Annotated in this window: 23 protein-coding genes and 1 pseudogene; 12 read left to right on the top strand and 12 right to left on the bottom strand. The window is 72.3% G+C overall.

Annotated features, from left to right (window positions below; genetic code table 11):
• Nucleotides 1-6: 6 nt before the first annotated feature.
• Entirely contained in the window at nt 7-897 is an 891-nt protein-coding gene (locus IM697_RS17965) for an SDR family oxidoreductase (RefSeq protein ID WP_194048701.1), read from the bottom strand.
• A gap of 169 nt (nt 898-1,066) precedes the next feature.
• Between IM697_RS17965 and IM697_RS17960 the strand changes: the two genes are divergently transcribed.
• Nucleotides 1,067-1,990, top strand: coding sequence for a LysR family transcriptional regulator (locus IM697_RS17960; protein ID WP_194048700.1), 924 nt, complete (start codon nt 1,067-1,069; stop codon nt 1,988-1,990).
• Here IM697_RS17960 and IM697_RS17955 read toward each other — a convergent pair.
• From IM697_RS17955 to IM697_RS17940, 5 genes and pseudogenes are all read right to left on the bottom strand, one after another.
• Nucleotides 1,965-2,660, bottom strand: coding sequence for a B3/B4 domain-containing protein (locus IM697_RS17955; protein ID WP_194048699.1), 696 nt, complete (start codon nt 2,658-2,660; stop codon nt 1,965-1,967). The genes IM697_RS17960 and IM697_RS17955 overlap by 26 nt on opposite strands.
• An 8-nt stretch (nt 2,661-2,668) precedes the next feature.
• Nucleotides 2,669-2,806, bottom strand: a pseudogene (locus IM697_RS44640) (transglutaminase); the annotation flags it as partial.
• A gap of 139 nt (nt 2,807-2,945) precedes the next feature.
• Complete coding sequence (locus IM697_RS17950) at nt 2,946-4,016, bottom strand: threonine aldolase family protein (RefSeq protein ID WP_194048698.1); 1,071 nt, start codon at nt 4,014-4,016, stop codon at nt 2,946-2,948.
• A complete protein-coding gene (locus IM697_RS17945) occupies nt 4,013-4,762 on the bottom strand; it encodes an SDR family oxidoreductase (RefSeq protein WP_194049759.1) in 750 nt (249 codons plus the stop codon). Before IM697_RS17945 ends, IM697_RS17950 begins: the two co-directional genes overlap by 4 nt.
• Before the next feature lie 41 nt (nt 4,763-4,803).
• Nucleotides 4,804-6,201: a DUF6421 family protein gene (locus IM697_RS17940; RefSeq protein ID WP_194048697.1), complete on the bottom strand. Its 1,398-nt coding sequence runs from the start codon at nt 6,199-6,201 to the stop codon at nt 4,804-4,806.
• A 387-nt stretch (nt 6,202-6,588) separates the two neighbouring features.
• Here IM697_RS17940 and IM697_RS17935 point away from each other — a divergent pair, with 387 nt between their 5' ends.
• A complete protein-coding gene (locus IM697_RS17935; RefSeq protein ID WP_194048696.1) occupies nt 6,589-7,272 on the top strand; it encodes a glycerophosphodiester phosphodiesterase in 684 nt (227 codons plus the stop codon).
• A gap of 3 nt (nt 7,273-7,275) precedes the next feature.
• On the opposite strand, the gene IM697_RS17930 is transcribed toward IM697_RS17935, so the two are convergent.
• Nucleotides 7,276-7,827, bottom strand: coding sequence for a GNAT family N-acetyltransferase (locus tag IM697_RS17930; protein ID WP_194048695.1), 552 nt, complete (start codon nt 7,825-7,827; stop codon nt 7,276-7,278).
• Nucleotides 7,828-7,898: 71 nt separating this feature from the next.
• Between IM697_RS17930 and IM697_RS17925 the strand changes: the two genes are divergently transcribed.
• Together IM697_RS17925 and IM697_RS17920 are read left to right on the top strand one after the other, a co-directional pair.
• Nucleotides 7,899-8,291, top strand: a complete 393-nt coding sequence (locus tag IM697_RS17925) for a VOC family protein (protein ID WP_194048694.1) — start codon at nt 7,899-7,901, stop codon at nt 8,289-8,291.
• A 96-nt stretch (nt 8,292-8,387) separates the two neighbouring features.
• Complete coding sequence (locus tag IM697_RS17920; protein ID WP_194048693.1) at nt 8,388-9,152, top strand: VOC family protein; 765 nt, start codon at nt 8,388-8,390, stop codon at nt 9,150-9,152.
• Between the two features lie 10 nt (nt 9,153-9,162).
• On the opposite strand, the gene IM697_RS17915 is transcribed toward IM697_RS17920, so the two are convergent.
• Complete coding sequence (locus tag IM697_RS17915; protein ID WP_194048692.1) at nt 9,163-9,699, bottom strand: MarR family winged helix-turn-helix transcriptional regulator; 537 nt, start codon at nt 9,697-9,699, stop codon at nt 9,163-9,165.
• A 556-nt stretch (nt 9,700-10,255) separates the two neighbouring features.
• Here IM697_RS17915 and IM697_RS17910 point away from each other — a divergent pair.
• The 4 genes from IM697_RS17910 to IM697_RS17895 all read left to right on the top strand — a co-directional run bounded on the left by IM697_RS17910 (nt 10,256) and on the right by IM697_RS17895 (nt 13,238).
• A complete protein-coding gene (locus IM697_RS17910; protein ID WP_194048691.1) occupies nt 10,256-10,807 on the top strand; it encodes a DUF5134 domain-containing protein in 552 nt (183 codons plus the stop codon).
• Nucleotides 10,808-10,926: 119 nt separating this feature from the next.
• Entirely contained in the window at nt 10,927-11,598 is a 672-nt protein-coding gene (locus tag IM697_RS17905) for a phosphatase PAP2 family protein (protein ID WP_194048690.1), read from the top strand.
• Nucleotides 11,599-11,668: 70 nt separating this feature from the next.
• Nucleotides 11,669-12,403, top strand: coding sequence for an HAD family hydrolase (locus tag IM697_RS17900; RefSeq protein ID WP_194048689.1), 735 nt, complete (start codon nt 11,669-11,671; stop codon nt 12,401-12,403).
• Nucleotides 12,404-12,551: 148 nt separating this feature from the next.
• Complete coding sequence (locus IM697_RS17895; protein ID WP_194048688.1) at nt 12,552-13,238, top strand: TetR/AcrR family transcriptional regulator; 687 nt, start codon at nt 12,552-12,554, stop codon at nt 13,236-13,238.
• On the opposite strand, the gene IM697_RS17890 is transcribed toward IM697_RS17895, so the two are convergent.
• Nucleotides 13,226-14,728 (bottom strand): LVIVD repeat-containing protein, encoded by a 1,503-nt coding sequence (locus tag IM697_RS17890; protein ID WP_194048687.1) that lies wholly within the window; start codon nt 14,726-14,728, stop codon nt 13,226-13,228. The genes IM697_RS17895 and IM697_RS17890 overlap by 13 nt on opposite strands.
• Before the next feature lie 62 nt (nt 14,729-14,790).
• Here IM697_RS17890 and IM697_RS17885 point away from each other — a divergent pair, with 62 nt between their 5' ends.
• Nucleotides 14,791-15,477 carry a DUF305 domain-containing protein gene (locus IM697_RS17885; RefSeq protein ID WP_194048686.1) on the top strand — a complete coding sequence of 229 codons (687 nt, stop codon included), beginning with the start codon at nt 14,791-14,793 and terminating at the stop codon, nt 15,475-15,477.
• A gap of 39 nt (nt 15,478-15,516) precedes the next feature.
• Here IM697_RS17885 and IM697_RS17880 read toward each other — a convergent pair whose 3' ends face one another.
• Complete coding sequence (locus tag IM697_RS17880; protein WP_194048685.1) at nt 15,517-16,020, bottom strand: DUF6214 family protein; 504 nt, start codon at nt 16,018-16,020, stop codon at nt 15,517-15,519.
• Between the two features lie 197 nt (nt 16,021-16,217).
• On the opposite strand from IM697_RS17880, the gene IM697_RS17875 reads away from it, so the two are divergent.
• Both IM697_RS17875 and IM697_RS17870 read left to right on the top strand, forming a co-directional pair.
• A complete protein-coding gene (locus tag IM697_RS17875; RefSeq protein WP_194048684.1) occupies nt 16,218-17,561 on the top strand; it encodes an FAD-dependent oxidoreductase in 1,344 nt (447 codons plus the stop codon).
• A 104-nt stretch (nt 17,562-17,665) separates the two neighbouring features.
• The gene (locus tag IM697_RS17870; RefSeq protein ID WP_194048683.1) at nt 17,666-19,045 is read left to right on the top strand and encodes a nucleobase:cation symporter-2 family protein; all 1,380 of its coding nucleotides are present in this window, start codon (nt 17,666-17,668) and stop codon (nt 19,043-19,045) included.
• Here the strand turns inward: IM697_RS17870 and IM697_RS17865 are convergent.
• Complete coding sequence (locus IM697_RS17865) at nt 18,968-19,318, bottom strand: ArsR/SmtB family transcription factor (protein WP_194048682.1); 351 nt, start codon at nt 19,316-19,318, stop codon at nt 18,968-18,970. The genes IM697_RS17870 and IM697_RS17865 overlap by 78 nt on opposite strands.
• A gap of 121 nt (nt 19,319-19,439) precedes the next feature.
• On the opposite strand from IM697_RS17865, the gene IM697_RS17860 reads away from it, so the two are divergent.
• Nucleotides 19,440-20,519, top strand: a complete 1,080-nt coding sequence (locus tag IM697_RS17860; RefSeq protein ID WP_194048681.1) for an NADH:flavin oxidoreductase/NADH oxidase — start codon at nt 19,440-19,442, stop codon at nt 20,517-20,519.
• An 18-nt stretch (nt 20,520-20,537) separates the two neighbouring features.
• On the opposite strand, the gene IM697_RS17855 is transcribed toward IM697_RS17860, so the two are convergent.
• Nucleotides 20,538-24,878, bottom strand: a complete 4,341-nt coding sequence (locus tag IM697_RS17855) for a cation-translocating P-type ATPase (protein WP_194048680.1) — start codon at nt 24,876-24,878, stop codon at nt 20,538-20,540.
• Nucleotides 24,879-24,938 lie beyond the last annotated feature (60 nt).

Below are 24,938 nucleotides of genomic sequence, written 5' to 3'. Positions count from 1 at the left end.
CGGCCCTCAGTTGAAGTAGTGGCCCGCTTCGAGGTCCGCCAGGAGGCCCTGCCGCGTGGGCTGCCAGCCCAGCAGCTCGCGGGTGAGCGCGCTGGACGCCGGGGCGTCCGCCGCGAAGAGGGGGCCGAGCCAGCCGAAGTGACCCGCCGCCTCCTCACGAGGAATCGAGGTCATCGGCAGATTCAGGTGGCGGCCGAAGACCTCGGCGATGTCACGCACCCGGACGCCCTCGTCGTCGATGCCGTGCAGCCTGCTGCCCGCGGGCGCCGCCTCCAGGGCCAGCCGGAAGAGACGGGCCGCATCCACGCGGTGCACGGCGGGCCAGCGGTTGGAGCCGTCGCCTGGGTAGGCCGAGACGCCCTTCTCGCGGGCGATCTCGATCAGACGCGGGACGAAGCCGTGGTCGCCCTCGCCGTGCACCGACGGCGGAAGCCGCACCACCGAGACCCGTACACCCCGCTCGACGAACGCCGCAGCGGCCTGTTCGGACCGGCGGGGCACCGCGGTTGTCCGCGGGTCGACCACGTCCTCCTCCGTGGCGGTGCGGCCCGGCGCGAGCGACATGGTGCCGGCGGTGACGACGAGAGGGCGGTCGCTGCCCGCCAGCGCCTGGCCCATCGCCTCGATGGCCCGCTCGTCGGCCTGTGCGGCGGCCGGGTAGTTCGAGAAGTCGTGGATGAACGCCAGATGGGCGACGCCGTCCACTGCGGCCGCCGCCTCCCGCAGGCCGGCGAGGTCGTCGAGGTCGCCCCGACGCACCTCGGCCCCGGCCTCCTTCAGCGCCGTGGCGGAACGGTCCGAGCGGGCGAGCCCGAGGACCTGGTGCCCGGCTCGCAGCAGGTCGCGGACGACGGCGGACCCGATGAATCCGGTCGCGCCGGTGACGAGGACACGCACAGGAAAGCACTCCTTCGGCAGGGAAGTCGGAAGGCCCGGACGTTTCCGGGCCGGTGACTCCACCCTGCGAGCACGAGGCACCCCGGGTCCAAGTCCCCTTTCGCAGTGAGCCATACGTTTCAGGCATCACCCCAGCCCAGAGTGCGGTGAGGAGGCGTACGTTGGGAGAGTGCCCCAGCCACCGCAGCCCTCACCGGACCTCGATCTGCGCCTCGTGCGCTACTTCACGGCCGTCGCCGAGCACGGCCACTTCGGCCGCGCCGCCGAGGCGTTGCGCGTCGCCCAGCCGTCACTGAGCCGGCAGATCCGCCGGCTGGAGCAGGAGCTGGGCGCCCGCCTGCTCGATCGCACCCCGCGCGGCACCCGGCTCACCGAGGCCGGGGAGGTCTTCCTGCCCCGCGCGCGGGCGCTGCTGCGGTCGGCCGCCGAGGCCGCGGCGCGCACCCGGGCCGCGGCCCGGCCCGGCAGGTTCACGGTCGGCTACACCACGACCCTCATCGTCACCCCGGCCGTACGCGCCCTGCGCCGGCGCCGTCCCGAAGCCGAGGTGCACGCCGTGCACCTGCCGTGGGAGGAGGCACATCTGGCCCTGCTCGACCACCGGGTGGACGCGGTGGTGACGCGGCTGCCCCTCCCGGCCGACGGGCTGGAGGTGACGGTCCTCCACGACGAGCCGCGGGTGCTGATGGTGCCGCTGGACCATCGCCTGGCCGGCAAGGAGTCGGTGACCCTGGACGACATCGCCGACGAGCCCATGCCCCGGGTGCGGAACAACCCGGTGTGGAACGCCTACTGGCGCATCGATCCGCGGCCCGACGGGCGGCCGGCGCCGGACGGTCCGCTGGTGGAGGCCATGGAGGACAAGTACGAGCTGATAGCCGACGGTCAGGCCGTGGCGATCGTCCCGGCCACCCCGCGCGTGCACACGATCCGCCCCGATCTGACCACGGTCCCCCTGGAGGGCGTGGAACCGAGCCATGTGGTGCTGGCCACGCGTGCCGGGGATCGCGGCCGGCTGGTGGCGGACTTCCGCAGGTGCGCCCGCGACACGCTCGGGCGCCCGGCCGTCACGACGCCGGAGAACGCACCGTGATCCGCGCTCCGGGGCTGAACTTCTGAAGCAGTTCGGCCAGTTCGGCCGCCGCGGCCTCGACCTCGGCGACCGGCATCGGGGCCATGCTCTCCAGCAGGAAGATGCCGGAGGTGGTCTCCTCGGTGAGCCGGGTGCGCGGCCCCTGGCGCCAGTTCCAGCGGCGGCAGGTCACGCCCGCGTCGTCGCGCCAGACCACCTCGCCGGCGTCGGGGTGCTCGACGACCTCCTCGCCGCCGGCCACGGTCACGAAGTCCTCGTCCCCGGTGGCGCGCACCAGCCGCATCCCGCCCTGGATGCGGTCGATGTCCTCGCCGCCGACGGGGATGAGGTGGGCGACGCTGATGGCGTTGTAGACGTCGACGAGGACGTTGATGCGCGGCAGCCCGGCCCCGGCCAGGGCCCGCTTGGCGAGCGCCTCCGCCGAATTGCGGGTGCGCGACGGCTTCGATCCGAACGCCGTGTAGGCCTCGCGCCAGGCCGCCATGTGCGGGTCCTCGTGCGGGGCGCGCCCGTCCAGGCGTACGGCGAGCCGGCGGGCGGCGTCGTCGAGGAGCGCGGCGCCGGCATCGGTGCTCGGGCCGTTGACCAGGCCGTGCGCCTCGACGGCGACGTGCGTGAAACCGGGCGCAAGGGCACGCACCTCGTCGGACACGGTCAGGGAGAGAGTCATCGGCTGCCTCAGAGTGCGGTGGGGAGCGTCTTCCACAGGTACGGCCGGTCGCCGGGTGCGGTTCAGCATACAGGACTGGATAGTCCAACTCGTTGGACTCCGGGTCGGGCGTGAAGGCGCGGATCCTGCCGATGCCAGGCACCGTGCAGATGCCGGTCCCCTAGCTGTGCATAGACATACGAGTCATCCGCCCGCTCCATGCTGCAGTAGAAACGCGATCACTCGCGAGTCAATGACTCTTCGAGTGATCGCATATCTATGCAGATTCCGGGGCTCACGTGACGCCTAGCGCGCCATCTCCTCCTTCAGCGCCGCCACGAACGCGTCCACGTCGTCCTCGGTCGTGTCGAACGCGCACATCCAGCGCACGACGCCGACCGCCTCGTCCCAGAAGTAGAACCGGAACCTCTTCTGCAGGCGCTCGCTCACGTCGTGCGGGAGCTTGGCGAAGACGCCGTTGGCCTGCACCGGGTAGAGGATCTCCACGCCGTGGACGGCGCGTACGCCCTCGGCCAGCCGCTGGGCCATCTCGTTCGCATGACGGGCGTTGCGCAGCCACAGGTCCTTGGCGAGCAGGGCCTCCAACTGCACGGACACGAAACGCATCTTGGAGGCGAGCTGCATGGACAGCTTGCGCAGGTGCTTCATATGGCTGACGGCGTCCTGGTTGAGGACCACGACCGCCTCGCCGAACAGGGCGCCGTTCTTGGTGCCGCCGAGGGAGAGGATGTCGACGCCGACCGCGTCGGTGAACGTCCGCATCGGGACGTCGAGGGAGGCGGCCGCGTTGGCTATCCGGGAGCCGTCCAGGTGCACCTTCATGCCGTGCGCGTGGGCGTGCTCGCAGATGGCGCGGATCTCGTCCGGCGTGTAGAGGGTGCCCAGTTCCGTGCTCTGGGTGATCGAGACGACCTGGGGCATCGCCCGGTGCTCGTCGTCCCAGCCGTACGCCTGCTTGTCGATCAGCTCGGGCGTGAGCTTGCCGTCGGGGGTCGGCACGGTGAGCAGCTTGAGGCCGCCCATCCGCTCCGGCGCCCCGCCCTCGTCCACGTGGATGTGCGCGCTCTCGGCGCAGATCACCGCGCCCCAGCGGTCGGTGACCGCCTGGAGCGCGACGACGTTGGCACCGGTGCCGTTGAAGACCGGGAACGCCTCGGCGGTGGCGCCGAAGTGGCTGCGGATGATCCGCTGGAGGTTCTCGGTGTAGTCGTCCTCGCCGTACGCGACCTGGTGCCCGCCGTTGGCCAGGGCCACGGCGGCGAGCACCTCCGGGTGGGCGCCGGCGTAGTTGTCACTGGCGAAACCGCGGACCTCCGGGTCGTGATGGCGACGCGCGTCGGTCTTCGGAGGGTTCACGGCTTCTCGGTCAGCCACAGGCGTTTTCCGTTCACTTCGGCGGCGGGCTTGTCCCAGACGCCGACGACGGCGTCCGCCAGGTCCTTGACGTCAGTGAAGCCCGCGAACTTCGCGTTGGGCCGCTCGGCGCGCATCGCGTCGTGCACCAACGCCTTCACCACCAGGATGGCAGCCGCGGAGGACGGGCCCTCGGCGCCCCCGGCCTTGCGGAAGGCGTCGGCGAGCGCCAGGGTCCACGCCTCGGCGGCGGCCTTGGCGGCGGCGTAGGAGGCGTTGCCCGCGGTCGGCTTCGTCGCGCCGGCGGCGCTGATCAGTACGTACCGTCCGCGGTCGCTGCGCTGGAGGGCCTCGAAGAAGGCGAGCGAGGTGTGCTGCACGGTGCGGATGAGCAGCAGCTCCAGGAAGTCCCAGTCGTCGAGGCTGGTCTTGACGAAGGTCTCGCTGCCGCGCCAGCCGCCGACGAGGTGGACCAAGCCGTCGATGCGGCCGAAGTCCTTCTCGATGTGGTCGGCCCACTCGCGGGCGGACTGCAGGTCGAGCAGGTCGACGGGTTCGCCGGTGACGGTCGCGCCGCCGGACGCGTAGCGTGCCGCGTCCACGGCCTCCGCGAGCCGTTCGGGATCGTTGTCCGCGCCGACGACGGTCGCACCGGCCTCGGCCAGTCGCAGCAGCGCCGCCCGGCCCGCGGGGCCACCCGCGCCGGCCACCGCGATCACCGCACCGCTGAGAGCTCCGTTCCCCGCCATGTTCTTCGCCTCCTGAGCAGTGTTGCTGGTGCTGCGGTCGCTCACGCGGCGACTCGCTCGGCGCTCTCCGCACGGATGCCCCGGGTCGAGGCGATCACGTTCTTCAGCTTCTTGGAGAGGGCCTCATAGAACATGCTCAGCGGAAACTCGTCCGGAAGCACGTCATCGACGAGTTTCCGGGGCGGCTGCGACAGGTCGAGGGCGTCGGGGCCCTTGGCCCACTTGGATCCCGGGTGCGGGGCGAGGTAGGTGGAGACGAGCTCGTAGCCGGCGAACCAGTGGACGAGCTTGGGGCGGTCGATGCCGTCGCGGTAGAGCTTCTCGATCTCGGCGCAGAGCTGGTTGGTGACCTGCGGGGCGCGCTCCCAGTCGATGGCGAGCCTGTTGTCGGTCCAGCGGACGACGCCGTGCTTGTGCAGGTAGGCGAAGAGGAGCTGGCCGCCGAGGCCGTCGTAGTTGCGCACCCGCTCGCCGGTGACCGGGAAGCGGAACATGCGGTCGAACAGCACCGCGTACTGCACGTCACGAGCCTGCGGGACGCCGTCCGCCTGGAGCTTCACGGCCTCCTTGAAGGCGGTGAGGTCGCAGCGCAGCTCTTCCAGGCCGTACATCCAGAACGGCTGGCGCTGCTTGATCATGAACGGGTCGAACGGCAGGTCGCCGTGGCTGTGGGTGCGGTCGTGGACCATGTCCCACAGCACGAAGGCCTCCTCGCAGCGCTTCTGGTCGTGGACCATCGCGGCGATGTCCTCGGGCAGCTCCAGGCCGAGTATGTCGACGGCGGCGTCGGTGACCCGGCGGAAGCGGGCGGCCTCGCGGTCGCAGAAGATGCCGCCCCAGCTGAAGCGCTCGGGGGCCTGGCGCACGGCGATGGTCTCGGGGAAGAGGACGGCGGAGTTGGTGTCGTAGCCCGCCGTGAAGTCCTCGAACTTGATGCCGCAGAACAGCGGGTTGTCGTAGCGGGTGCGCTCCAGCTCGGCCAGCCAGTCCGGCCAGACCATGCGCAGGACGACCGCCTCGAGGTTGCGGTCGGGGTTGCCGTTCTGCGTGTACATCGCGAAGACGACCAGGTGCTGGAGGCCGTCCGCGCGGCTCGCGGCGGGCTGGAAGGCCAGCAGCGAGTCGAGGAAGTCGGGCACCTCGAAGCCGCCCTCGGCCCAGCGGTTCAGGTCCTTCACCAGGGCCGCGTGGTAGTCGGCGTCGTGCGGCAGCAGCGGGGACAGCTCCTCGACGGCCGCCACGACGCGGCGTACGGCGGCCTCGGCGTCCGCACGCGCGGGCGCGCCCTCGGCCTCGAAGTCGATCGACCCGTCCTTGGACTGCCATGGCCGGATCTGCTCCACGGCATCCTTGAGCACCGGCCATGCCGGGTGCTCGACCACCCTGGTCATGGGAGGAACCTGATCCCCCGAAGCCGCCTGCACAAGAATTTCCGTCATGTCCCATCCTCCGCTGGAGAACCTCGCGTCGGGACACCGTACGCATACGAGGTTTCTCCCAGCAAGTGAGACCTCGGGAAATTATCCTGCAGACCCCCAAAGTCACCGAACTTTTTCCTGCCGGATGCCTCTACGGCGATTAGACCGGCGCTCCGTGGGCATACGCATCACTCACCCCGCAAGTCCGGTCAATCCCCGCGGGACTCGCCCACGCCAGGGTGACCACCGTCAGGGGCGCGAGCCAGGCACGACATGTCCACCGCCGCGAACCCCGTGTACACGTGGGGTTCATCACGCGCACGGACCACTAGGCTGCGGCACTGCCGCGCGAACGCTCCGCTCCGGTTCGCGCACGCCGAGCCGCCGTCGACGGAAGCGAGTTGAACCTTGAACTTCCTTACCATCGGTCATCGCGGAGTCATGGGTGTCGAACCCGAGAACACCCTCCGTTCCTTCGTCGCCGCCCAGCAGGCCGGCCTCGACGTCATCGAACTCGATCTCCACCTGAGCAAGGACGGCGCCCTCGTCGTCATGCACGACACCGACGTGGACCGCACGACCGACGGCACCGGCGCGATCGCCGACAAGACCCTCGCCGAGCTGCGCGCCCTGGACGCGGGCCGCGGCGAGCGCGTGCCGGTCTTCGAAGAGGTCCTGGACGCCGTGAGGTCGCCGCTCCAGGCCGAGATCAAGGACGTCGCGGCGGCACGGGCGCTCGCCGGGGTGATGAACGCCCGGGATCTGGCGCCCCGGGTCGAGGTGTCCTCGTTCCACGACGACGCCGTCGCCGAGATCGCCCGCCTCGTGCCCGGGGTGCGCACCGCGCTGATCGCCAGCCGCTACGGCACCGACATCGTGGACCGCGCCGTCGCGGTGGGCGCGGCGACGGTATGCCTGAACATCCGCCGGATCACCCTGGAGGTCGTGGAGCACGCCCGGAAGGCGGACCTCAGGATCATCGGCTGGGTGGTGAACACCCAGGACCATCTGCGGCTGGTCCGGGCCCTGGAGCTGGACGGCGCGACCACCGACTACCCGGAGATCAAACGCACCGGCCGCTTCACCGCGTGAACGTCACACCAACGCCTTGACCAGCAGCTCGAACTGCAGGTCGGGGCGCTGCGGGATAGAGAGGTGCTCGTCGCCGTACGGGTACGGGGTCATCCGTCCCGTACGGCGGTAGCCCCGCCGCTCGTACCAGGCGATCAGATCTTCCCGTACGGAGATCACGGTCATGTGCATCTCGCTCGCACCCCATGTCTCGCGGGCCTGCCGCTCGGCCTCCGCGATGATGACCTTGCCCAGGCCCGCGCCCTGGAGCGCGGGGCTGACCGCGAACAACCCGAAGTAGGCGTGGTCCCCACGGTGTTCGAGCTGACAGCAGCCGACGACCCGTCCGTCCCGCTCCACGGTGAGCAGCCGGCTGTCGGGCGATCTGAGGACCTCCAGCACGCCCTGCGGATCGGTCCTCTGGCCCTTGAGGATGTCCGCCTCGGTGGTCCACCCCGACCGGCTGGAGTCCCCGCGGTAGGCGGACTCGATCAACGCGACCAGTGTGTCCACATCGGCCTCGGTGGCGTCACGGAAGACGACTCCGGCGCAGGAGTCGGTCGCGGTGGTGTCCATGGTGCGGTTCTCCCCTACTCGGGCGCGGCTCGGGCACCGCTGAGCGTAACGCGCCACTAGGCTCCGACTGCATGGTGCACGTACTGAGCGGCCGGACCCTGCTCCGACCCACCGATCCCGAACGGTCCCGGCACTTCTACGGCGAGCAGCTCGGCCTCGCCGTCTACCGCGAGTTCGGGACGGGCCCGCACCGCGGCACCGTCTACTTCCTCGGCGGGGGCTTCCTGGAGGTCTCGGGGCGTTCCGAGACGCCGCCGTCCCCGGCCGTGCAGCTGTGGATGCAGGTCGAGGACGTCGCCGCCGCGCACGAGGAGCTGGTGGCGAAGGGCGTCGGGGTCGTGCGGCCGCCGGTGCGCGAGCCCTGGGGACTGATCGAGATGTGGATCGCCGACCCGGACGGGACGCGGATCGTGCTGGTGGAGGTACCGGCGGACCATCCGCTGCGGTACCGCCCCGGGATCTAGGTGTACTGACCGGAGGACCAGGGCGTTCGGGTCGGATGGCCGGGTCCCCGGGCGGGGCTTAGCGTGCTGGAGGGGGTCCTTCGCGGGAGGAGCGCCATGAAGCTCGACAAGCCGGTGACCGGCGGGCCCTGCTGGACCGAGCTCGGCACCAGTGACCTGGCCGGGGCCAGGCGGTTCTACGAGGCGCTGTTCGGCTGGCGCGCCGAGACCGATCCGCGCCAGGAGGCGGGCGGCTACACGATCGCGCACCTGGGCGACGCGGCCGTGGCCGCGCTGACGCCGCTGTACCAGGAGGGGCAGCCGGTGGCGTGGAACGTGTCGTTCGCGGTGCCGGACGCGGACGCCGCGGCCGCGCGGGTGGCGCAGGCCGGCGGGACGGTGCTGGTCGGCCCGATGGACGTGTTCGACATGGGCCGGTTCGCGGTGGCCATGGACCCCACCGGGGCGGCCTTCCAGCTGTGGCAGGCACGGTCGTTCCCGGGGGCGGGGCTGCTCAACGCGCCCGGCTCGCTGGGCTGGGTGGAGCTGCTGACCCGGGCGCCCGAGCGGGCCGTGGAGTTCTACACCGCGGTGTTCGGCTGGACCGTGAATGCCGCCGAGCACTACACGCAGTGGGGCGTCGACGGCGCCGACTTCGGCGGCATGCTCGCGATGGACGACAAGTTCCCGCACGAGGTGCCGGCGCACTGGATGCCGTACTTCGCGGTGGTGGACGTGGACACGACGTCGGCGGACGCGGCGCGGGCGGGCGGCAGCGTCCTCATGGAGCCCACCTCCCTCCCTGACGGGCCGCGCATCGCCGTGCTGCGGGACCCGCAGGGAGCGGTGTTCGGCGTGTACCGGTCGGCCGACGAGAGCTGACGGGCTCGGCTCAGGCGCGCAGCGCTCCCAGCCGTCCCTCCAGCCGGCCGAGCAACTCGCCGAGCAGGGAGGCGAGTTCGCCCCGTCCCTCGGGGGCGAGCTCGGAGAGTACGGCCGTCTCGTAGGCGAGTTGCTCCGGCAGGATGCCGTCGACGAGGTCCCGGCCCGCGTCAGTGAGGCGGAGGTGGGCGACGCGGCGGTCGCGGGTGTCGCCGCGGCGCTCGACCAGGCCCCGCTCGGTGAGCTGCTTGAGTCGCTTGGTGACGGCGGCGCCCGAGGCGAAGGTCTCGCGGGCGAGTTCACTGGGGGTCAGCTCATGGCCGGTGCGGCGCAGCGCGCCGAGCAGGTCGAACTCGGGGCGGCTCAGGCCCGCCCGGCGCAGGGGGGCGTCCTCGGCCTGCTGGAGGAGGGCGGCACAGCGGTTGATGCGGCCGATGATCTCCATCGGCGCGGTGTCGAGGTCGGGGTGGACGGTCCGCCACTGGCGGACCACCCCGGCCACCGTGTCATGTCTCGTCCCGGTCGGCCCGCCGCTCGTCGCCGTCATGGCCGTACGCCCTCCGTCGTGTCGCCCGTGCGCTGGTCCGGGTGCGGTGCCCTGCCTCGCCCCGTAGCGGCGAGCGTACGTGGTCCGCTCCACTCGGCACGCGCGACCCGCGACCGGCGAGGGCAGCGCCGAGCCCTACGAGCGCGCCGACCAGGGCGACCCCGCCGGTGTGGGCGAGGGGCACCAGGGCCCGGTAGGGGGCCGATCCCCAGGGGGTGGGAGGCGCAGCCGGTGAGGGCGCAGCCGAGGGCGGTGCGCACGGCGGCGTGGGCCTGGGCGGGATCGCGGCCCGTGCCGTGCGCCTCGACGTACGCGGCGGCGGGGGCCCCTGCCGAGCGCCACCGACGCCAGGGCGCGGACCCGGGCCGCGTAGGGACGCTGGTGCGCGTACAGCGCGCACAGGGATCCGGCCATCGTGTACATCGCCAGTTCCACCGGTCGCCGTGACCTGCCGTGCTCCGTCGAATGCTCCCCGTGTACACCCTTGCGCTCGCGTGCGCGCCGCACGGCCGGGGCATCGACGCACTGTCCGAGACCGTCGAGCGGGGAGGTGCGCGTGCACGGACCGGCTTCGCCCGGCTGGCTGCTGGTCGCGCTGTGTGCGGCGACCGGGGCCTACTGCCTGCTGCGGATGCGCAGCCACGTCGAGGAACAGCGCCGGGCCGCGGGCGGCGAGGCGCTGATGGGCTTCGGCATGGCCGCGATGGCGGTGCCCGCCGCGGCGTTCACCCCGCCGTCGTGGGCCTGGCCCGGCTATGTCGCCGTGTTCGGCGCGGCCACCGTGCACGCCCTGTGGTCGGCGCGGGCCGGCGGGCACCATCTGCACCATCTGGTGGGGGCCCTTGCCATGGTCTACATGTCGATCGTGATGGCCGCCTCACCCGACCACCGGCTCGGGCACGGCGGTTCCGGCATCCCTCTCCTGACGGGCGCTCTGCTCCTGTACTTCACGGGATATGTGCTGTTGTCCGGCGTCCGGCTGTTGCCGGTCACCGCCGGCGGCGCGAGCGTCGGCGCGGGCGTCGGCTGGGCCGACCGGCCGGAGCTGGCGCGGGCCTGCCGGGTGTCGATGGGGATCGCGATGCTGGCGATGCTGCTGACGCTCTGAGGCGGCGCGCCGCAAGCCCGGCACGACGCCCGCCGCACGAGGCGGTCCTCCTGTGGCGGGCGTCGCGATCCCAGCCCCGGCATTGGCCTCTCGCCCCATCGGTCGGCGAGGATCGCAGTATGCACACCCAGACCGTCGAGTCCCCGCCCCGTCCACCGGCCGAACGCAGAGCCTCCCGCTGGGCCGGTGCCCTGGCGCTGTGCTCGGCGCTGCTGCTCGCCCTGGTCGCGATCCGGTGGCACCCGTTGATCACCCTCGACGGGGACATCGCGGAGACCACGCACCGCTGGGCGGTCGACGAGCGCGGCGTCACGCACGCGTTCCGGATCCTGACGGACTGGGTCTGGGACCCGTGGACGATGCGCATCCTGACCGTCGCGGTCGCGATCTGGCTGGTGTGGCGCAGAGCCGCGCGCTGGACGGCCGTGTGGCTGCTGGCCGCCTGCGGACTGGCCACGGCGATCCAGCAAACCCTGAAGGCCCTGGTCGACCGCCCCCGGCCCGTCTGGCCCGACCCCGTCGACTCCGCCCACTACGCCGCGTTCCCCTCCGGCCACGCCATGACGGCCACGGTGGTCTGCGGTCTCCTGCTGTGGCTGCTGCACCGCCATGGCGCCCAGCGCGCTGTGTGGCGTACGGCCGTCGCCGTGGCCGTAGTCTCCGTGGCCGGCGTCGGGCTCACCCGGGTCTGGCTGGGCGTCCACTGGGCCACGGACGTCGTCGGCGGCTGGCTGCTGGGGGCGCTGGTCGTGGTGCTGGCGGTGGGGGTGCACGCCCGCCGACGGGGCTGAGCGCCACCCGGCTCCACACAGCGCGGCGATCTTCCCGCGCGGCGCGACACGGCGCCGTAGGATCCGCACCATGACCGCAGTCCTGTTCGACTTCTCCGGCACCCTCTTCCGTATCGAGTCCACCGAGTCCTGGCTGCGCGGAGCGCTCGCCGAGGTCCAAGTGGAGCTCACCGAGGCCGAGTTGGCCGAGGCGGCGCAGGCGCTGGAGGCGATGGGCGCGCTGCCGGGCGGGGCCGACCCGTCCTGGCTGCCCGAGGACGTCGCGAGCGTCTGGGGAGTGCGGGACAAGAGCGCGGAGCTGCACCGGGCGGCGTACACCGCCCTCTCCCGGCATGTGCAGTTGCCCGACGACCGGCTGCACGACGCGCTCTACGAGCGCCACATGACACCGGCCGCGTGGGGGCCGTACCCGGACAGCGCCGAGGTGCTGGGGGCGCTGCGTGAGCGCGGCGTCGGTGTGGGCGTGGTCAGCAACATCGGCTGGGACCTCCGCCCGGTGTTCCGGGAGCACGGTCTCGACCCGTACGTGGACACCTATGTGCTGTCGTACGAGCACGGCATCCAGAAGCCCGACCCGCGGCTGTTCGCGGCCGCCTGCGAGGCGCTCGACGCCGATCCGCGCGATGTCGTCATGGTCGGCGACAACCGGCGTGCGGACGGCGGTGCGGCGGCGCTGGGCTGCGCGGTGCACTTCGTGGACCATCTGCCGGCGGACCGGCGGCCGGACGCGCTGCGGCCGGTGCTGGACCTGGTGGGCGGCGCCGGGCCACGGGCGAACGGCACCGCCCCACGACCGGAGAAGTAGCCTCCGGCGACCATCAGGGGGCGAGCCCGCCCCGGACGATCCCCCGTGTCGCCCGGGGCAGACAGCAGCCCCGGCCAGGCCGTATCGAGGCCGGGCCGGACGCGCTGAGTATAGTTGGCTGGCAGCCAGTCAACGCAGGAGTTACAGCATGTCCCCGCGCAGCGCCTCGGTCAATGAAGAGTTGCGGCGGCGTTCCCGGGAGCGGCTTCTGCAGGCGGCGGTGGAGGTGGTCGGCGAGCGCGGCTACGAGGCCACCACGCTGGGTGACATCGCGGACCGGGCGGGCTCGGCACGCGGACTGGTGTCGTACTACTTCCCCGGCAAGCGCCAGCTCGTGCAGTCCGCCGTGCACCGGCTGATGCACCGCACGCTTCAGGAGGCGCTGGAGCGCGAGCCGCGCACCGAGGACGGAGCGGAGCGGATGGCCCGGGCCATCGACGCGATCCTGGGCCTGGCCCGGGAACGGCCCGTGCTGATGCGCCAGCACATGGCGGGCATCCTCCAGGCCGAGGGCTTCATGCCGTGCCCGGAGCAGCGGCGGCTGGCCGAGCTGCTGCGGGACACCTGTGTACGGCATGGCTCACTGGACGTCGACGCCGACTACCCCATGCTGCGCTGCCTGCTCATGGGCGCGGTCTACGCGGCGCTGGTGCCCGGGGCCCCGATGCCCGTGCCGGTGCTGCGGGCCGAGCTGTTCAAGCGTTACCGGCTGGACTGGGAGCTTGGGGTCCCGCCGGTCTCGGAGACCGAGCCCGGCGGGACGTGCGACACGGATCTGTCGCGGTTCTTCGCGACCGGGTCCGCACCCGGCTGCCCGGACGGTCAGTCGAAGTAGTCGGGCTGCGTCTGGACGTTGAGTTCGCGCAGCTTGACCCAGCGGGCCGGGTCGGTGCGCCGGTCGTTGATCTTCAGGACGTCGAAGCCCCTGGCCATCTCGTTGGAGTAGATGTAGCCGTTGTAGTAGTACGCCGACCACGAACCGGCCGACCTGATGGTGTCGGTGGTCAGCGGGCCCCGGTCGAAGTAGGCGATCTCCTTCGGGTGGGCCGAGTCGGTGAAGTCCCACACGGAGACGCCGCCCTGGTACCAGGCCTGGACCATGAGGTCGCGGCCCCTGACCGGGATCAGCGAGCCGTTGTGGGCGACGCAGTTCTCGGTGTTCGCCTGGTGTCGGGGGATCTTGAAGTAGCTGCGGAAGACGAGCTTGCGTTTGTCGCCCTTGCCGACGATGTCGTAGATGCCGTCGGCGCCGCGGTTCGGGCCGATCTCCGCGTTGCAGGTGGCCCCGCTGCCGCCGCCCAGCTCGTCGGTGAAGATGACCTTGTCGGCCTTCTGGTTGAAGGTCGCCGAGTGCCAGAACGCGAAGTTGACGTTGTCCTGGACCTGGTCGATGACCTTCGGGTGCTCCGGGTCGGCGATGGAGAACAGGATCCCGTCACCCATGCAGGCACCCGCCGCCAGGTCCTTCCCGGGCAGGACCGTGATGTCGTGGCAGCCGGTGGTCTTGGAGACACCCGGGTTGGTGGGCGCGCCCGGGTTGCCGCCGCCGTCCGGGCCCTCACCGGGGAACAGCACCGGGAAGCCGACGACCGCCGCCTTCTCGGGGGCGTACCGCGGCACCTTGATGACGGAGATGCCGTCGTGCGGCGGCCGGCAGTCGGGGTAGGCGGCGTTCGGCGAGTACGAGGAGACGTAGACGTAGACGTTGCGGCGTTCGGGCACCAGCGTGTGGGTGTGCGAACCGCAGGCGGTCTCCACGGCGGCGACGTACTTCGGGTTGGTCTTGTCGCTGATGTCGAAGACCTTCATGCCCTCCCACGACGACTTCTCGGTCGCGGGCTGTGTGGTGCTGTTGCAACTACTGTCGCTGCGCGAGGAGTCGGTGGACAGGAACAGCAGGTTGCCGGAGACGGAGATGTCGTTCTGGGAGCCGGGGCAGAGGACCTGGGCGACCGTCTTCGGTGACCTCGGGTTGCCGATGTCGAAGATGCGGAAGCCGTCGTAGTTGCCGGCGAAGGCGTATCTGCCCTGGAAGGCGAGGTCCGAATTGGTGCCCGGCAGCACGTCCTTGGGGATGTTGGCGACGTGTTCGATGTTGTCGGAGTGGACGATCTCGTTCTGACCGGGTATCTCGCCGTCCGCGAGAGCCTCCCGCACTTCGGCCCGGGTGCTCTCGGAGACCTTCTGTTCCTGGGCGGGGCCGTCCCCCGGGTCCGGGGTGGCGACGGCCGGCTGCGCGGTCAGCAGCGCGGCGAGGAGTCCACCGGCGGCTGCGACGACTCCCAGGCGTCTGCGGCGTGTTCGGGGATTGCTCAACAGGATCACTGTTTCCTCCCTTGACCGTTCGCACTGGAACGGTTCATGCAAGCCCGAGTATCGTCTTCACCATGCACACATCAACAGGGGGCAACAGACATGTGACCAAGACGCCCTGGCGTCAACGGCCGCTCGCCGGTGCCGCGTTGGCCGCCCTGGCCGTGCTCGCGCTCGGGGGATGCGACTCCGACTCCGAGCCGGCCGCACGGAGCGGGCCTTCGGTGATCGCACCGGGCAAGCCCGGAGAGCCGAACCGCGAGCTGTCCGCCGAGGAGGCGGCGCGCATGCACGCCGAGGACGACTCCCCCAACTCCGCGGACGTCGACTACACGCGGATGATGATCGTGCACCATGACCAGGCCCTGGAGATGACCGAACTCGTCCCGAACCGCGCCGAGTCGAAGAAGGTCAAGGCCCTCGCCGAGCGGATCACCGCCGCACAGGGCCCGGAGATCACCGCCATGAAGGGCTGGTTGAAGAACCACGGCAAGGCCGAGAGGGCCGAACACAGCCACGGCCACGAGCACGCCTCGATGCCCGGCATGGCCACCGAGGCACAGCTTCGAAAGCTCCGCGCCGCGCAGGGCAAGGCATTCGACCAGCTGTTCCTCACGCTGATGATCACCCATCACGAAGGGGCGATCACCATGGCCACCGACGTGAAGGGGCAGGGCAACAACATCCAGATCGAGGAGATGGCCGACGAGGTGGTCGCGCAGCAGACGAGCGAGATCACCCGGATGCGGGACATGCTCTGACGGACCCGCCCGATACGGCCGCCACCTCTGGGGCCGCTCTCAGCGACGGGCCCGGCGCCGGGTCAGGAAGCCGGCGTCGCGCGCCTGCCCGATCAGCCTGAGCGACTTGCGGCGGCCGTGTCCCGTCGCGCTCATCACCGCGAGAACGGGGTCGACGCCCTGCTCCTGGGCCGCCCGGTACTTCTGCGCGACGAGCCACTGCCCCTCGACGCCGCCCGGCCAGGCCGCCCCGGCCCCGCTCGGCGCGGCGTCCGCACCGCCGGGTCCGACGGTGTCCGCTTGGGCGGTGTCCGGTTCACCGCCGTCCGGTACGGCCCCGATCCCGCACGCCTCGGAGAGCGGATCCTCGATCCAGTCGGCGAGCGCCGCCAGGTCGTCGAGGGACAGCGCCGGCTCGGCCCGTACGTCCTCGATGGACACACACCCCTCCGACACCACGGCGATCGCGTCGACCCGGGCGCCGTCGCCGAACTCCAGCCGGACGCCGAACCACATGGTGGCGCCGTTGCCGTCCCACACTCTCCACGCGGGCCACACCGACACGGCACCGTCCGCCGCGGAGCGATCGGAAAGATTAAGAAAGGATGCTTCCAGCACACACGCAACGTAACCGCATGATCACATTCCATACGAACGAACACGCACCCATGCGGCGCACTGCACCCTGTCAGCGGAGCGGCCGCGGTGCGATGCTGGACTTGAGAGCGACTCCTGACGATCTTTGGACAAGGAGTTCCGCCGTGCTTCATGTCGCCGTCGTCGGCTCCGGGCCCAGTGGGTGCTACACCGCCCAGAGCCTCGTTCAGCAGGACCCCGACGTGGTCGTCGACGTCCTGGACCGGCTGCCGTGCCCGTACGGTCTGGTGCGCTACGGGGTGGCGCCGGACCACGAGAAGATCAAGTCCCTCCAGAACAATCTGCGGACGGTCCTGGAGCACGAGCGGGTGCGGTTCCTCGGGGGCGTCCAGATCGGCCCGGACGGGGTGCCGACGGCGCGGCTGCGCGAGCTGTACCACGCGGTGGTGTACTGCGTGGGCGCCGCCACCGACCGGCATCTCGGGATTCCGGGCGAGGAACTGCCGGGCAGCTGGTCGGCGACCGAGTTCGTGTCCTGGTACAGCGCCCATCCGGACGCCGTCGACGACGGGTTCGTGGCCGGCGCGAGGTCGGCGGTGGTGATCGGCGTCGGGAACGTCGCGGTCGACGTCACCCGGATGCTGGCCCGGGGCACGTCCGAACTGAGCCCCACCGACATGCCGCAGGCGGCGCTCACCACCCTCGCCGCGAGCCGTGTGACCGAGGTCAGCATGGTCGGCCGCCGGGGCCCCTCGCAGGCCCGCTTCACCACCAAGGAGCTGCGGGAGCTGGGCACCCTGCCGGACACCGAAGTGAGCGTGGATCCGCAGGAGTTGGCGCTGGACCCGGCCTACGCCGACCCCTCCGGCCTGCCCGCGCCGCAGCGCCGCAACGTGGAGGTGCTGCGCGGCTGGGCCGAGTCCCCGGCACGGAACGCCGGGCACCGCATCCGCCTGCGCTTCTTCCTGCGCCCGGTCGAACTCCTCGCCGACGCGGGGCGCGTGGGCGCGGTGCGCTTCGAGCGGACGGCGCCGGACGGCCGGGGAGGGGTGACCGGCACGGGCCGCTGGGAGGACATCGAGGCCCAGTTGGTGCTGCGTTCGGTGGGCTATCGCGGAGTGCCGCTGGAGGGGCTGCCGTTCGACCCGAAGACCGCCACGGTGCCGCACCTCGCGGGTCGTGTCCTGCGCGAGGGCCTCGTGGCGCCGGGCGAGTACGTGGCCGGCTGGATCAAGCGGGGCCCGACCGGGGTCATCGGCACCAATCGCCCGTGCGCCAAGGAGACGGTGACGTCACTGCTGGAGGATGCCGCCGTCCTCGCGGGGAGGGAACTGCCCGGGGACCCGCTCGCGGCGTTGCGCGCGGAGGGCGTCGAGCCCGTCGAGTGGTCCGGCTGGCAGTCGATCGAGCGGGCCGAGGCGGCGCTGGGGGCATCGCTGGGGCGGGGTGTGGTGAAGCTCCCGGACTGGGAGTCGCTCCTCACCGCCGCGCACGGCGACACCCTTTAGAAACGCCCTTCCAGGAACGCCCATCAGGAACGCCCTTCGGGGGAGAAACGAACCGGCAACACCCCCGAAATCAACAATCTGTTCAAGGAGTCTACGGTCCGCGCATGACCTCAACGCTCCACCCCGTCGACGAAGTTCCCCCCGCCCGCCACTTGGCCGCCTTCGGTCTCCAGCACGTGCTGGCGATGTACGCCGGCGCCGTGGCCGTCCCTCTGATCGTCGGCGGCGCGATGCGACTTCCGCCCGCGGACCTGGCGTATCTGATCACCGCCGACCTGCTGGTGTGCGGTATCGCGACCCTGATCCAGTGCGTCGGCTTCTGGCGCTTCGGCGTGCGGCTGCCCATCATGCAGGGCTGCACCTTCGCCGCGGTCTCCCCGATGGTGCTGATCGGCACGACGGGCGGGGGCCTGCCCGCGATCTACGGCTCGGTCATCGTCGCGGGGCTGGCGATCGTCCTGCTGGCACCCGTCTTCGGCAGGCTCCTGCGCTTCTTCCCGCCCCTCGTCACGGGCACCGTGATCCTGATCATCGGGCTGTCCCTGCTGCCGGTCGCGGGCAACTGGGCGGCCGGCGGCGTCGGTTCGGCGGACTTCGGGGAGCCCGAGAACCTCGCGCTGGCCGGGTTCGTCCTCGCGGTGGTGCTCGGTGTGCAGCGGTTCGCGCCGGCGTATCTGAGCCGGGTCGCCGTGCTGATCGGCATAGCGGTCGGGCTCGCGGTCGCGGTTCCGTTCGGGTTCACGGACTTCGGCGGTGTGGGCGAGGCCGACTGGCTCGGGATCAGCACGCCGTTCCACTTCGGGGCGCCCACCTTCGAGTTCTCGGCGATCGTGTCGATGCTGGTGGTCGCGTTGGTGACGATGACCGAGACCACCGGTGACCTGATCGCGGTCGGCGAGATGACGGACCGCAGGGTCGAGCCGCGCTCCCTCGCCGACGGCCTGCGCGCCGACGGCCTGTCGACGGTGCTGGGCGGTGTCTTCAACACCTTCCCCTACACGGCGTACGCCCAGAACGTGGGACTGGTCGGCATGACCCGCGTGCGCAGCCGGTGGGTGGTGGCCACCGCGGGCGGCATCCTCGTACTGCTGGGCCTGCTGCCCAAGCTGGGCGCGGTGGTGGCGGCGATACCGGCGCCGGTGCTGGGCGGCGCGGGCCTGGTGATGTTCGGGACGGTCGCCGCCAGCGGCCTCAGGACACTGGCCGGGGTGGACTTCAAGGGCAACGACAACCTGACGGTGGTGGCCGTCTCCGTGGCCGTGGGCATGCTGCCGGTCGGCGTGCCGACGATCTACGAGAAGTTCCCGGACTGGTTCCAGACGGTGATGAACAGTGGCATCAGCGCGGGCTGCCTCACCGCGATCGTGCTGAACCTGCTCTTCAACCACCTGCCCGCGAGGGCCGGTTCAGGCGCCGAGGCGGACGGCCTGGCGGGCGGCGGAGGCGAGGAGGGCGTCGAGAAGTCCCGGGAAGAGACCGTCTAGGTCGTCCCTGCGCAGGCCGTTCATCTTGGCCGTGCCCCGGTAGATCTGCCGGATCACCCCGCTCTCGCGCAGCACCCGGAAGTGGTGCGTGGTGGTGGACTTGGTGACGGGCAGGTCGAAGTGCGAACAGGACAGCTCGTCGTCGACCGCGGCGAGCTCCCGCACGATCTGCAACCGCAGCGGGTCGGACAGCGCGTGCAGCACGCCTTCCAGGCGGATCTCCTCGCGCGCCGGGTGCGGGAGGTCTCGGCTGCTGACAGCGGGGCTGGTCACGGCGGCTCCACTTCACTCGGGTTCCCTCATTGTACGAGACCTCTCGTAGTTTGACACTTCTCGTACTACGATGGTTATCGTACGAGTCGACCGCTGGTCCCCGCGATGAATGGAGTCCGCCGTGAGCGCGCTCTTCGAGCCCCGCACCCTGCGTGATGTGACGATCCCCAACCGGGTGTGGATGCCCCCGATGTGCCAGTACTCGGCCGCACCGGAAGGCCCCGACACGGGCGCCCCCGACGACTGGCACTTCGCGCACTACGCGGCCCGCGCGGCCGGCGGCACGGGGCTGATCGTCGTCGAGGCCACCGGGGTCAGCCCCGAGGGCCGGATCACGCCGTGGGACCTGGGCATCTGGAACGACACCCAGGTCGCCGCGTTCCGCCGGATCACCCGGTTCCTCAAGTCGCAGGGCACGGTGCCGGCGATCCAGCTCGCCCACGCCGGGCGCAAGGCGTCGACCGACCGGCCGTGGAAGGGCGGTGCGCCGCTCGGACCGGACGCGTACGGCTGGCGGCCGGTGGCGCCCAGCGCGATCGCGTTCGCCGACGGGCACCCCGTGCCGCACGAGCTGACGGTCGCCGAGATCCAGGAGATCGTGGGGCAGTTCGCGGACGCCGCGCGCCGGGCACTCGCCGCCGGCTTCGAGATCGCCGAGATCCATGGCGCCCACGGCTATCTGATCAACGAGTTCCTCTCGCCGTACTCCAACCACCGCACCGACGCATACGGCGGCTCCTACGAGAACCGCACCCGCTTCGCCCTCCAGGTCGTGGACGCCGTGCGCGAGGTGTGGCCGGACGACAAGCCGCTGTTCTTCCGTATCTCGGCGACGGACTGGCTGGAGCAGGACGGCTGGACGGCCGACGACACGGTCCGCTTCGCGGCCGACCTCGAGGCCCATGGCATCGACCTGCTCGACGTGTCCACCGGCGGCAACGCCTCCGGCGTCCGCATCCCCGTCGGGCCGGGCTATCAGGTGCCGTTCGCCGCGCGAGTGAAGGCCGAGACGTCGCTGCCGGTCGCCGCGGTGGGGCTGATCACCGAAGCCGAACAGGCCGAGAAGATCCTCGCGAACGGCGAGGCGGACGCGGTGCTGCTCGGCCGCGAACTGCTGCGCAACCCGTCGTGGGCGCGGCATGCGGCCCGGGAGCTGGGCGGCGACGTGCACGTGCCGGACCAGTACCACCGGTCGGTGTGATCGCCGACGCGTCACCGGTCACCGCGGGCCCGTCGGCAGATGCCGCAGAACCGTCCGTTCCAGATGCGGCACGGCACGCTGGCCGGCCACCGCGATGGCGATCGACGCGGCCACGCCCGCCCAGGCGACCGGGCCGAGCGGCGTGCAGCCGAAGAGGTGGCTGACGCCGGGCGTCTCGACCAGCACCGCGAGGGCGGCCGCGGAGCCGAAGGCGGTGGCCCGTACCAGCGGGCTGCCCCGCCGGTCGGCCAGGGTCTGGGCGAGCTGGGTGCCGACGACCGCGCACAGCGCCATCGTGGTGGAGCGGCGGGCCGTACCCGGGGTGAAGCGGCCGAACAGCCAGGCGGACGTGGCTCCCAGGGTGGTGGTCAGGGCGCGGTGCCGGATCTTGCGGATCAGGGGGGCGCCGAGGAGTGAGGTGCCGAGGGGTTCGGTGGCTTCGGGCTCGGACGCGGGTCCTTCGCCCGACTCCGCCGACTCCGCCGCCTCCTCCGCCTCCTTCGGGGTCACCGCCACCGCCATCGCCGGGAAGAGGTCCGTGAACAGGTTCACCAGCAGCATCTGACGGGTCGACAGCGGGGCCGAGCCCGACAGGACCGTGCCGAGCAGGCCGAAGCCCACCTCGCCCGCGTTGCCGCCGATCAGGATGGCGATGGCGTCGCCGACGCTGTGCCACAGCGCCCGGCCCTCGCCGATCGCGTCGATCAGGACCGTCAGGTCGTCGCGGGTGAGGACGAGGTCGGCCGCGTTGCGGGCGGCCGCCGAGCCACGGGCGCTGATGCCGACGCCGATGTCGGCGGCGCGGATGGCGGCGGCGTCGTTGGCTCCGTCGCCGACCATGGCGACGACCCGGCCGGCGTCCCGCAGCCCCTCGACGACCTGGAGTTTCTGCTCGGGAGCGACCCGGGCCACCACTCCGACGTCGCGCAGCATCCGCACGCGCTCCTCCCGTTCCGCGGACGCCAGTTCGTCACCCGTGATCACGACGGTGTCCTCGGGCCAGCCCAGCTCGGCGGCGATCGCCCGTGCGGTCTGCGGATGGTCGCCGGTCAGCATGACGGGTCGTACGCCTGCCTCGCGCAGGCCCGTGACGAGGGCCGTGGAGGTGGCGCGCGGTACGTCGGCGAGCGCGAGCAGGCCGGTGAACTCCAGGTCCGCCAGGCCCTGTTCGAGGACGTCCGTCGCCTTGTCGGCCGGGTCGAGCGGGCGACTGGCCACCGCCAGCACCCGCAGGCCGTCGCCGGCCAGTGCCTGTGCCGCCTCGGACACCGAGGAGGGCAGGTCGGAGCAGGCGGGCAGCACCGTCTCGGGGGCGCCCTTGATCACGAGCACGGGCGTGCCGTCCCCGGCCCGGCCGACGGCGGCGGCGTAGCCGCGGGCGGCCTCGAAGGGCAGGCTCTCGGCCTGGGTCCACTCGGGGTCGGGGTCGGCCGCGTCCAGGACGGCCTCGTCGGTGGCGTGCACCGGCCGGTCCGAGCCGCCGTTAAGCCGGGGGCAGGCTCGGGCCGCGACCCGCAGCGTGGCGTCGGCGCCCTTCTCGTCCGGCTTGCGGACCGTGCCGTCGGCGTCGGTGACGCGCACCAGGCGCAGCCGGTTCTCGGTGAGCGTGCCGGTCTTGTCGAAGCAGATGGTGTCGGTGCGGCCGAGCGCCTCGAGGGTGCGCGGGGCCCGGACCAGGACGCCGCGGCGGCTGAGCCGGCGGGCGGCGGCCAGTTGCGCCACGGTCGCGACCAGCGGCAGTCCTTCCGGGACCGCGGCCACGGCCACCGCCACCCCGCCGCTGACGGCCCGGCGGATCGGTGTGCCGCGCAGCAGCGACAGGGCGGTCACCCCGGCGCCGCCCGCGAGGGTCAACGGCAGGGCCTTGTCGGTGAGTTCCCGGAGCCTGGCCTGGACTCCGGCGGACGGCGGCCTGCGGGCGGCGAGGGCCACGGCCCGGGCGGCCTCCGTGCGCTTGCCGGTGTCCACGACGACGGCCCGGGCGTTCCCGGCCACCACGGTCGTCCCCTCGAACACCATGCAGCGCCGGTCCGGCACGGCGGCGTCCGGCGTCGGGTCGATGGCCTTGTCGGCCGGCAGGGACTCGCCGGTCAGCGCGGACTCGTCGACCTCCAGGCCGTCCTCCCACACCAGGCGGGCGTCGGCGGGCACGACGTCGTCCACCCGGAGCTCGATCAGGTCGCCGGGCCGCAGCTTGGTGGCGTCCACCACGTGCGGCTCGGCCTCGTCGTCCTCGGTGGCCACGCGCGCCTTCTGCTTCTGCTTGGCGAGCAGGCCGGACAGCGCCCGCTCGGCCCGCATCCGCTGCACGCCGCCGAGCAGCGCGTTCAGGTCGAGGGCGCCGACGACCAGCAGGGCGTCCAGGACCGAGCCGAGGATCGCCTCGGCGGCCGAGCCGACGGCCAGCACCGGGGTGAGAGGGTCGTCGAGCTCGCTGCGCACGGCGCGGCCAAGGCGCAGTGGCCCGCTCAGCGGGGTGAACAGGCGTCGGCGGCCCATCGTCCGGAGCGTCCTGCGCACCCCGTCGGTGAGCTGCTCGGACAGGGTCGGCTCGGGGCCCGGTACCTGCTCCAGCCGGTCGCGGACCTCGGTGTGCTCCAGTTCGTGCCAGGCCACGCGCGGCCGGGGGTGGGGCGCGCGGGCCAGGGCCACGCCGACGGCCGCACGTGTGCCGGCCAGCAGGGCCCAGGCGGCGCCGGCGTCGACCGGCGTGTGGCGCAGCCCGGGCCACGGCGTACGGCGGCCCCGGGCGGACTTGCCGATGGCCACCAGGAGCCCGGACAGGGCGGCGCCGGACCGGGCCAGGGTCTGCGACCTACGGCCGACGCCGCGCGCGGCCGGCACCGCCCGCAGCAGCCGCCACACATCGGACAGTCCGTGCGGGGCCAGCACATCGGCTCCCCACAGGACGGCGCCGTCCTGGTCGGTGAGGGCGACGGCCACGTCGCCGGCGAGCAGCCCGGCGAACACGTCCTCGTCGCCCGGCCCGGGCCGGGCGACCGTGACGACGACGCCGTCCTCGCCGCGCAGTTCGTTCACCACGTCGCTCAGCGACCGCTCCTCGCGCACCACCTGGTCCGCGAGGGTCGTGAAATCGGCCAGGGCCGGGTCGTCCACCATCACCACCCGCAGCCCCGCCCGCCGCGCCGCGTCCAGCACGGCCTCCGCCCACGGGTCCGCGCCGGCGTCCGGGGTGCGCAGCGCGCTGGGGTGCAGTACGACCGTGTCGGCCATCTCCAGCTGTCGCAGCCGCTCGGTGTCCCGTACGAGGACGCCGGTGCGCGACAGTGCGGAGCTCAGTACGGCGTGGAAGGCGGCGGGCCCGTAGCGCGCGGCCTTGGGGGATCCGGCGAGCACCGCCTCCGCGGCCTCGGTGCCGTCGTGCTTGACCAGCAGGGTGGCCGCCGCGCCCACCAGGCTGCCGGTCTCGGCGTGTGCGGCGTACTGCTGGGCCGGTGAGGTGCTCAGCGGCGGGCGGGGGAACTCCTCCCCCGCCACGCTGCACCGCTCAGGCGCGCAGAACTCGTCGTGGGCCCTGTCGAACGCCGTCGCGCGCGCCACCGTCTCCGCGAGCTGGAGGCTGCGCAGCGTGCCGTCGAGCACCAGGGAGGTCGGGGTGCGGCCGACACCGTGGGCGGCGGCGTTCGCGATGGCCAGCGCCATGTCCATCCGGCGGCGGCCGATCCTCGCGCGCAGCCATCCGCGGAAGGTCGGGTTCTCCCGCGCCAGCGTCACCAGCGCGGTCACGGACCGGGGCGAGGAGGGCAGGCGCAGGACGTATCCGGCGAGCGCGGTCGCGATGCCGATCCCGTCGGCGGCGACCGTGATCGCGGCGGCCCGCACTCCGGCGGGGTCGGCGGGGTGCGCGATGTCCTCCACCGCGTCGTCGGTCCGGGCCAGACCGTGCCGGGCGGCGAGCTGCGCGGCCCTGTCCAGCACCCGGTCGCTGACGGACTCCTCGACGGCGGTCACCACGAGCCGGCGCAGTCCGCCGTCCCAGTAGGCGAGGGCCACGTCGGGCCGCTCGGCCAGCGCCGCGGCGACCTTGCGTGCCGCGCGCTCCGTCCCGCCCGCGCGCCGTACGCGTTCCGGCTCCTCGGGGCGCAGCGCGAGGTGGGCCCGGGCGCCGGATCGCCAGGGGTGCGAGCCGGGGGTCAGTGTGCTGCGGGCGACGCGCACCACACGTACCGCGGCGTCGGCGCTTCGCACCCCCGCCCGGGCGGTGCCGGCCACCGCACCCGCGGCGGCTCCCACCGCGGGTGCGGCTCCTTTGGCCAGCAGCCTGGGCCCGGCCGTGAGCAGATCGGCCGCGGCGGACGCCGGATGTGTCAGGGCGGGGGTGAGAAGTCCGAGAACCATCGATCACTCTCAGCCGGTCGTGTGGAGACATCTCCTGCTGTGCGCCCGGGTTCCCGCAAA

The organism is Streptomyces ferrugineus (assembly GCF_015160855.1).
In the GTDB taxonomy this organism is placed as follows: domain Bacteria; phylum Actinomycetota; class Actinomycetes; order Streptomycetales; family Streptomycetaceae; genus Streptomyces; species Streptomyces ferrugineus.
This window is presented reverse-complemented; position numbering and strand designations above follow the sequence as displayed.

What these genes read in the sequence shown, in the direction of transcription:
- IM697_RS17955 (WP_194048699.1), bottom strand. Translation starts at nt 2,660, where the DNA reads ATGACTCTCTCCCTGACCGTGTCCGACGAGGTGCGTGCCCTTGCGCCC.
- IM697_RS17945 (WP_194049759.1), bottom strand. Translation starts at nt 4,762, where the DNA reads ATGGCGGGGAACGGAGCTCTCAGCGGTGCGGTGATCGCGGTGGCCGGC.
- IM697_RS17940 (WP_194048697.1), bottom strand. Translation starts at nt 6,201, where the DNA reads ATGACGGAAATTCTTGTGCAGGCGGCTTCGGGGGATCAGGTTCCTCCC.
- IM697_RS17930 (WP_194048695.1), bottom strand. Translation starts at nt 7,827, where the DNA reads ATGGACACCACCGCGACCGACTCCTGCGCCGGAGTCGTCTTCCGTGAC.
- IM697_RS17925 (WP_194048694.1), top strand. Translation starts at nt 7,899, where the DNA reads ATGGTGCACGTACTGAGCGGCCGGACCCTGCTCCGACCCACCGATCCC.
- IM697_RS17920 (WP_194048693.1), top strand. Translation starts at nt 8,388, where the DNA reads ATGAAGCTCGACAAGCCGGTGACCGGCGGGCCCTGCTGGACCGAGCTC.
- IM697_RS17915 (WP_194048692.1), bottom strand. Translation starts at nt 9,699, where the DNA reads ATGACGGCGACGAGCGGCGGGCCGACCGGGACGAGACATGACACGGTG.
- IM697_RS17905 (WP_194048690.1), top strand. Translation starts at nt 10,927, where the DNA reads ATGCACACCCAGACCGTCGAGTCCCCGCCCCGTCCACCGGCCGAACGC.
- IM697_RS17900 (WP_194048689.1), top strand. Translation starts at nt 11,669, where the DNA reads ATGACCGCAGTCCTGTTCGACTTCTCCGGCACCCTCTTCCGTATCGAG.
- IM697_RS17895 (WP_194048688.1), top strand. Translation starts at nt 12,552, where the DNA reads ATGTCCCCGCGCAGCGCCTCGGTCAATGAAGAGTTGCGGCGGCGTTCC.
- IM697_RS17885 (WP_194048686.1), top strand. Translation starts at nt 14,791, where the DNA reads ATGCACACATCAACAGGGGGCAACAGACATGTGACCAAGACGCCCTGG.
- IM697_RS17870 (WP_194048683.1), top strand. Translation starts at nt 17,666, where the DNA reads ATGACCTCAACGCTCCACCCCGTCGACGAAGTTCCCCCCGCCCGCCAC.
- IM697_RS17855 (WP_194048680.1), bottom strand. Translation starts at nt 24,878, where the DNA reads ATGGTTCTCGGACTTCTCACCCCCGCCCTGACACATCCGGCGTCCGCC.